Genomic DNA, 6,720 nt, shown 5'->3' on the forward strand with positions numbered 1-6,720 from the left:
CTACTACAAAGTATTTAAGGAATATCGATCATGGCTGCTAAAGAAGTTCTGTTTGGCGATTCCGCCCGTAAAAAAATGCTCAAGGGTGTCAACGTCCTGGCTGACGCAGTAAAAGCGACCCTGGGCCCGAAAGGCCGTAACGTGATCATCGAGAAGAGCTTCGGCGCTCCGACCATCACCAAGGACGGCGTTTCCGTCGCCAAAGAAATCGAACTCGAAGACCGTTTCGAAAACATGGGTGCGCAGCTGGTCAAAGACGTTGCCTCCCGTGCCAACGATGACGCTGGTGACGGTACTACCACCGCTACCGTTCTGGCTCAGTCGATCGTCAACGAAGGCCTGAAAGCCGTCGCTGCCGGCATGAACCCGATGGACCTCAAGCGCGGCATCGACAAGGCGACCATCGCCATCGTCAAAGAGCTGAAAAACCTGTCCAAGCCATGCGCTGACACCAAGGCTATCGCTCAGGTCGGCACCATCTCGGCCAACTCCGACAACTCCATCGGCGACATCATTGCCGAAGCCATGGAAAAAGTCGGTAAAGAAGGCGTGATCACCGTTGAAGAAGGCTCGGGCCTGGAAAACGAACTGTCGGTTGTTGAAGGCATGCAGTTCGACCGTGGTTACCTGTCCCCGTACTTCGTCAACAAGCCAGAGACCATGGTCGCTGAGCTGGACGGCCCGCTGATCCTGCTGGTCGACAAGAAGATCTCGAACATCCGCGAAATGCTGCCAGTGCTGGAAGCCGTTGCCAAAGCCGGCCGTCCACTGCTGATCGTGGCCGAAGACGTTGAAGGCGAAGCCCTGGCGACTCTGGTTGTGAACAACATGCGTGGCATCGTTAAAGTCGCAGCCGTCAAGGCTCCAGGCTTCGGCGATCGCCGCAAGGCCATGCTGCAGGACATCGCCGTTCTGACCGGCGGTACCGTTATCTCCGAAGAGATCGGCCTGAGCCTGGAAAGCGCAACCCTGGAAAACCTGGGCAGCGCCAAGCGCGTGACCCTGTCCAAGGAAAACACCATCATCGTTGACGGTGCTGGCGTACACGGCGACATCGAAGCACGCATCACTCAGATCCGTGCTCAGGTTGCCGAAACTTCCTCGGACTACGACCGTGAAAAACTGCAAGAGCGTCTGGCCAAGCTGTCCGGCGGCGTTGCAGTGATCAAGGTTGGCGCTGGTTCCGAAGTTGAAATGAAAGAGAAGAAAGCCCGCGTTGAAGACGCCCTGCACGCTACCCGTGCAGCCGTTGAAGAAGGCGTGGTACCTGGCGGTGGCGTTGCGCTGATCCGTGCTCTGCAAACCCTGAACGATCTGAAAGGCGACAACGCTGATCAGGACGTAGGTATCGCTGTTCTGCGTCGTGCCGTTGAAGCACCGCTGCGTCAGATCGCTGCCAACAGCGGTGACGAGCCAAGCGTTGTGGTCAACGAAGTCAAGAACGGCAAAGGTAACTTCGGTTACAACGCTGCGACTGGCGAATACGGCGACATGATCGAAATGGGCATCCTGGACCCAACCAAGGTCACCCGTTCCGCGCTGCAAGCTGCATCGTCGATCGGCGGTCTGATCCTGACCACCGAAGCCGCTGTTGCTGATGCACCGAAGAAAGACGGCGGTGCTGGCGGCGGTATGCCAGACATGGGCGGTATGGGCGGCATGATGTAAGCCAGCCTTACCCCTGTACGAAAAAACCCCGTCTGCGAAAGCAGGCGGGGTTTTTTATTGCCCGGACTTCAATGTTCACATCGATCCATTGTGGGAGCGGGCTTGCTCGCGAAGGCAGTGTGTCAGTCGATATAGATGCTGAATGACATTCCGCTTTCGCGAGCAAGCCCGCTCCCACAAGGAACTGCATAAATCCTGTGGGAGCGTGGCTTGCCCGCGAAGGCGTCAGGTCAGGCGCTGACAGGTTCTGCACTTGCCACGCGATCCGCCCTCAAGGCCGGTCGATACAGAACGTAGTAATACGACCCCAAACAAATCAGCCAGCAGAACACCGCCGTCCACACGTTGTGCGAGAAGAAGTGCGCGCCCTGCATCATCCGCCCGATGGAGAACACCGAGCCGAGGGCAAAGGCGAAGACCAACGCTGCGCGAGCCATGCGCGGGCGACGGTCGCGCAGTACGAAAAACAGGGCAAACAGGGTGAAGCCGGTGGCCGCATGGCCGCCGGGCCAGCAACGCCCTGGTTTATCGGTGTGCGGGCGAGGACTCAACAGTTCGCTGTAGGTTTCGTGACCGCCGAATTGTTCGAGGCTCCATGGGCATTGCACCGCGGTCACTGCTTTCATGGGCGTGACAAAGGAAGTCGCCAGGCCCAGGGACAATACCAGGCAACCCAGTTCCCGCTTGCGCGGTTTGAGCCTGGCCATGAAGAACGAAGCGATGAAACCGAGGATGGCAAACACCGAGAAGGCGATGACCACTTGCTTGGCGCGATCGTGCAGGATGTCCTCGAGGAAGTAACTGTGACGTCCGATGAATTCCCCGGTGACCGGGTCGTAAAACAGCTTGGCCAGGTCCATGTCCAGACTGGTCAATTCGAGCAATACCAGAATGATCGCAGCTACGGCGGGGACTCCAAGGCACACCCAGAAATTGAGCGGACGAGGGGCAGGGCGGGCAAGGGTCGAAACCATGCTAGTTCCTTGATCAGTGAAATGTTCTCAAATGCGCAGCCGCGCAGAGTTTGAACCCGATTCTGTCGCCAGCGTGTGAATCGCCGGTGAAAAACTCGTTAAGGCTGTAATCGGTCAATTTCCGCGCTTTTGGGCTTCACTCAGTCCTAGCCCTGAGCGGAACTTCGCCTTAAGCTGCGCGGGCCACGACGGCCGTTACTGTGGACGGAGAGATACCCATGCGAATTCTATTGGTTGAAGACAACCGCGATATCCTGGCCAACCTGGCCGATTACCTGGGGCTCAAAGGCTATACCGTCGATTGCGCTCAGGATGGTCTGTCGGGCCTGCATCTGGCGGCCACCGAGCACTACGATTTGATCGTGCTCGATATCATGTTGCCCGGCATCGATGGCTACACCCTGTGCAAGCGCCTGCGCGAGGATGCTCGCCGCGAAACGCCGGTGATCATGCTCACGGCCCGCGATCAACTGGATGACCGTCTGCAGGGCTTCAAGTCCGGCGCCGATGACTATCTGATCAAACCGTTCGCCCTGTCTGAGCTGGCAGCGCGTATCGAAGCGGTCATGCGCCGAACCCAGGGCGGCGGGCGGCGGACCTTGCAGGTCGGCGACCTGAGCTACGACCTCGACACACTGGAAGTCACTCGCGAAGGCCGGTTGCTGAAACTCAACCCGGTCGGCCTGAAGTTGCTGGCCGTGTTGATGCAGAAAAGCCCTCATGTGTTGCGCCGTGAAATTCTTGAAGAAGCGCTCTGGGGCGACGACTGCCCGGACAGCGACAGCCTGCGCAGTCATGTCCACCAACTGCGCCAGGTGATCGACAAGCCGTTCGCCAAACCATTACTGCAAACCGTGCACGGTGTGGGGTATCGCCTGGCCGAGGGCCGTGATGGAGTTTAAGCAGAGCCTTGCTCAACGCATCATCATTGCCTTTGCGCTGATGAGCGCACTGGTGGCGGGTGCCTTTGCCATGGGCATCGTGGCGACCGTGCACCTGGTGGAGGAAAAACTGATTTCGGCCGGTCTGGGCGGCGATTTGCAGCGCCTGTTGCTGATGGACAATGTCACGGACTGGAGCCACCGCCCCGAACCGGACCAATTGTTCTACTTCAGCAACGGACCAGGCGATTTCAATTTGCCCAAGGATTTGAGGCATCTGGAGCCGGGTTTCCACGAAGTGTTCCGTGAAAACCTGTCGTACCACGCCATGGTCGAAATCGTCGACGGCCGACGTTACGTGCTGTTGCAGGACCAGAGCGATTTTGAAGAGCGCGAGCGGGTGCTGTTTGCCGTGGTGCTGGTGGGTTTCGTACTGAGCCTGGCACTGGCTGTATTTCTCGGCTGGGTGCTGGCACGCAAGGTCATGGCGCCGGTGGTACGGCTGGCCCGCCAGGTACGCCATCGCGATCAACTGCTGGGTTTGGCTCCTCCCTTGGCTCCGGATTATGCCGCCGACGAAGTGGGCGAACTGGCCGTGGCCTTCGACGCCACCCTCGGGCGCTTGCGTCAGGCCCTGACCCGCGAGCGTTTGTTCACCAGCGACGTCAGCCACGAATTGCGTACGCCCCTGATGATCCTGGCCAGTTCCTGCGAGTTGTTGCTGGAAAACCCTGGTCTCGATCAGCGCGGTCGCGCCCAGGTCGAGCGCATTGCCCGGGCATGTGAAGAAATGCGTGAGCTGGTGCAAACCTTCCTGATGCTGGCCCGCGCCAAGCGCGAAGATAACAGCATGTCGCCGCAGCAGCCCCTGGGCCAAGTAGCCGAGGGCCTGGTCGGTCTGTGGCGCGGCCCCATTGAAAGCAAAGGGTTGAAACTGATCTTCGAACCGGGCAACCCTGAGGCCAAGGGCTACAATGCGACGCTCCTGCACGCGGTGATGGGTAACTTGCTGCGCAACGCCTTGCACTACACAGAACGGGGCTTCATCCGCCTGAGCCTGACGGGCACGGGATTTCTGGTCGAAGACAGCGGTGTGGGCATTCCCGAGGAAAAACGCGAGGCAATGTTCGAACCCTTCGTTCGGGGCACTGAAAAACGCGGGGAAGGCTTGGGCCTGGGGCTTTCACTGGTGCAGCGGATTTGTGAAAACCAGGGCTGGAGCGTCAGCCTGACTACGATGGAGCCCAGTGGCTGCCGTTTTCAGGTGGAGCTGTCCCGAACTTGATCTGTTAAGTCAGGCGTCCAGCAAACCCTGTCAATTCCGTAAAACCCTGTAATATTTCAGGTTTTCCCATAACGATATTTTCACAAATGGATGACCAGACGCCGACACTACAAAATCTAAGGTAGCTGCTATCAGAAGTTCAGGAGACCTGATGATGGACGGCCCGATCAAGCTCGATTTTTCCGAAAAGTACGACGATCAACACGCGCAACGCTATTTGCGCAAACACCAGGAGGGTCTCGGCCGTCGATTGTCCCACTGGCGTGACGAACAACTGGCGCGCAAGGCACTGGCTCTGGTTGGCGAGCCTGGTCTGGTCCTCGATTTGCCTTGTGGTGCTGGGCGTTTTTGGCCCTTGTTGGCGGAAAAATCCAACCGTGTGATCATCGGTGCCGATAACTCGCCGTCCATGCTGAAGGTCGCAACCCAGGCGCAACCTGCCGATGTGGTGAAGCGGGTACAACCCTTGCACACATCTGTATTCGACATCGCCTTGCCGGACAACGCCGTCGACAGCATTTTTTGCATGCGCTTGCTCCACCACGTCGGTGAAGCCAAGCATCGCATGGCTATTTTGCGTGAATTCGAGCGGGTTTCCCGTGACAGCGTGATCCTTTCGCTGTGGGTCGATGGCAACTTCAAGGCCTGGAAACGCAAGCGTTCGGAGAAAACCCGTGGGCAGGAAGGTTACCAAAACCGGTTTGTGTTACCGGCCGCTACCGTAGAGAAGGAATTTGAGCAGGCGGGTTTCCGAATCCAGGAACAACTGGACTTTTTGCCGCTCTATGCCATGTGGCGAGTTTACGTATTACGCAAGAGGTAACAGGATGGCAGTGCAGTGTGCAGCAGAAACGGAAGTCGTTCCCCGGGACCGCTTCGATTACTTTTGGAATCAGCGCGGTGAATGGGTAGAAGAACCCAACGTCCGGCGCGGCGGGGAAAGCGGCGTTCAACGCCTGATGGGCAGTGATGGTCAACTGCTCTACGTCAAGCGCCAGACCGGGCATATCCATCGTAGCTTGCAGCACCCTTTCGGGCGGCCGACGGTCATGCGCGAGCATGCTGCGCTCACCGGTGTGACCGCGCTTGGCGTACGGGTTCCGGAAATCGTTTTCTGTGGCGCACAGCGCGATCCTGTGCACAAGTGGCGTGCCTTGCTGGTCACCAAGTCGCTGGACGGCTTCGAGGAAATCGATCGCTGGTACGCCGGTGGCGGTCGCGAGCGTCATGGTGAAGCCATAAACGAACGAGTGCTCAAGGACCTGGCTGAAAACCTGGCTCGCATGCACAAGGGCCGCTGGCAGCACGGTTGTATTTACGACAAGCACGTATTCGTTCGCGTGACCGGTGAGGGCGAGACGGCCAAGGTCGAAGTGGCCCTGATCGATCTGGAGAAATGCCGACAGCGTTTGACGGCCCATCGCGCAGCTGTCCATGACATGAAGCAATTGCGTCGCCACTCGTCGTTCAGCGACGCAGACTGGGAAAAACTCATCTACTTTTATGAGACGGCGTTTGGCAGCGCTATCAAGGGTTTATAGCGATGAAACTCGAAATTGCACGAGGTTTGTTTCTGGTAGGAGCCTTGGCAGTTGCATCGATCGCGATGGCAACCTGGGAGCAACCACGCCCCCAGGTTCTCAGCTCGATAAACGCAGAAGAACATTGTCCGTTGCCACGGATTGCCAAGGCATCCGTGGCCACTCGACCCGATCATGACTTGTTGCTGTTCATGTTCGGACTTTCTCAGGGATTGAGGCCGCAGAGTTGAACCGATTGAAGCCAAAATGAAAGGCCTCGCTGATGCGAGGCCTTTTTTATTGCCCTGACTTCGGGCTTCAACACTGACCTGTGTGGGAGCGGGCTTGCTCGCGAAGGCGATCTGTCAGTCGACATTGAGGTTGACTGGAAT

At 58.0% G+C, this 6,720-nt stretch carries 7 protein-coding genes; 6 read left to right on the forward strand and 1 reads right to left on the reverse strand.

What is annotated here, in order from left to right:
- Positions 1-30: 30 nt before the first annotated feature.
- Positions 31-1,668, forward strand: coding sequence for a chaperonin GroEL (groL, locus tag KGA98_RS07645; protein WP_223501962.1), 1,638 nt, complete (start codon positions 31-33; stop codon positions 1,666-1,668).
- 230 nt (positions 1,669-1,898) lie between these two features.
- On the opposite strand, the gene KGA98_RS07650 is transcribed toward groL, so the two are convergent.
- Positions 1,899-2,642, reverse strand: coding sequence for a phosphatase PAP2 family protein (locus tag KGA98_RS07650; protein ID WP_223501963.1), 744 nt, complete (start codon positions 2,640-2,642; stop codon positions 1,899-1,901).
- A gap of 218 nt (positions 2,643-2,860) precedes the next feature.
- On the opposite strand from KGA98_RS07650, the gene colR reads away from it, so the two are divergent.
- The 5 genes from colR (at position 2,861) to KGA98_RS07675 (ending at position 6,579) form a co-directional block, all read left to right on the forward strand.
- A complete protein-coding gene (gene colR / locus KGA98_RS07655) occupies positions 2,861-3,544 on the forward strand; it encodes a two-component system response regulator ColR (protein ID WP_007985839.1) in 684 nt (227 codons plus the stop codon).
- Positions 3,534-4,808 (forward strand): sensor histidine kinase, encoded by a 1,275-nt coding sequence (locus KGA98_RS07660; protein ID WP_057713451.1) that lies wholly within the window; start codon positions 3,534-3,536, stop codon positions 4,806-4,808. The genes colR and KGA98_RS07660 overlap by 11 nt, the downstream gene beginning before the upstream one ends.
- 154 nt (positions 4,809-4,962) lie before the next feature.
- A complete protein-coding gene (locus tag KGA98_RS07665; RefSeq protein ID WP_090457527.1) occupies positions 4,963-5,631 on the forward strand; it encodes a class I SAM-dependent methyltransferase in 669 nt (222 codons plus the stop codon).
- A 4-nt stretch (positions 5,632-5,635) separates the two neighbouring features.
- Complete coding sequence (locus tag KGA98_RS07670) at positions 5,636-6,349, forward strand: lipopolysaccharide kinase InaA family protein (RefSeq protein ID WP_223501964.1); 714 nt, start codon at positions 5,636-5,638, stop codon at positions 6,347-6,349.
- Positions 6,350-6,351: 2 nt separating this feature from the next.
- Positions 6,352-6,579 (forward strand): hypothetical protein, encoded by a 228-nt coding sequence (locus KGA98_RS07675; protein WP_079246712.1) that lies wholly within the window; start codon positions 6,352-6,354, stop codon positions 6,577-6,579.
- Positions 6,580-6,720 lie beyond the last annotated feature (141 nt).

Source organism: Pseudomonas sp. BF-R-24 (genome assembly GCF_019947335.1).
GTDB classification, from domain to species: domain Bacteria; phylum Pseudomonadota; class Gammaproteobacteria; order Pseudomonadales; family Pseudomonadaceae; genus Aquipseudomonas; species Aquipseudomonas jessenii.

Bases quoted from the DNA above. Each gene is read 5' to 3' on its own strand.
- groL (WP_223501962.1), top strand. From the start codon at position 31: ATGGCTGCTAAAGAAGTTCTGTTTGGCGATTCCGCCCGTAAAAAAATG.
- KGA98_RS07650 (WP_223501963.1), bottom strand. From the start codon at position 2,642: ATGGTTTCGACCCTTGCCCGCCCTGCCCCTCGTCCGCTCAATTTCTGG.
- KGA98_RS07660 (WP_057713451.1), top strand. From the start codon at position 3,534: ATGGAGTTTAAGCAGAGCCTTGCTCAACGCATCATCATTGCCTTTGCG.
- colR (WP_007985839.1), top strand. From the start codon at position 2,861: ATGCGAATTCTATTGGTTGAAGACAACCGCGATATCCTGGCCAACCTG.
- KGA98_RS07670 (WP_223501964.1), top strand. From the start codon at position 5,636: ATGGCAGTGCAGTGTGCAGCAGAAACGGAAGTCGTTCCCCGGGACCGC.
- KGA98_RS07665 (WP_090457527.1), top strand. From the start codon at position 4,963: ATGGACGGCCCGATCAAGCTCGATTTTTCCGAAAAGTACGACGATCAA.
- KGA98_RS07675 (WP_079246712.1), top strand. From the start codon at position 6,352: ATGAAACTCGAAATTGCACGAGGTTTGTTTCTGGTAGGAGCCTTGGCA.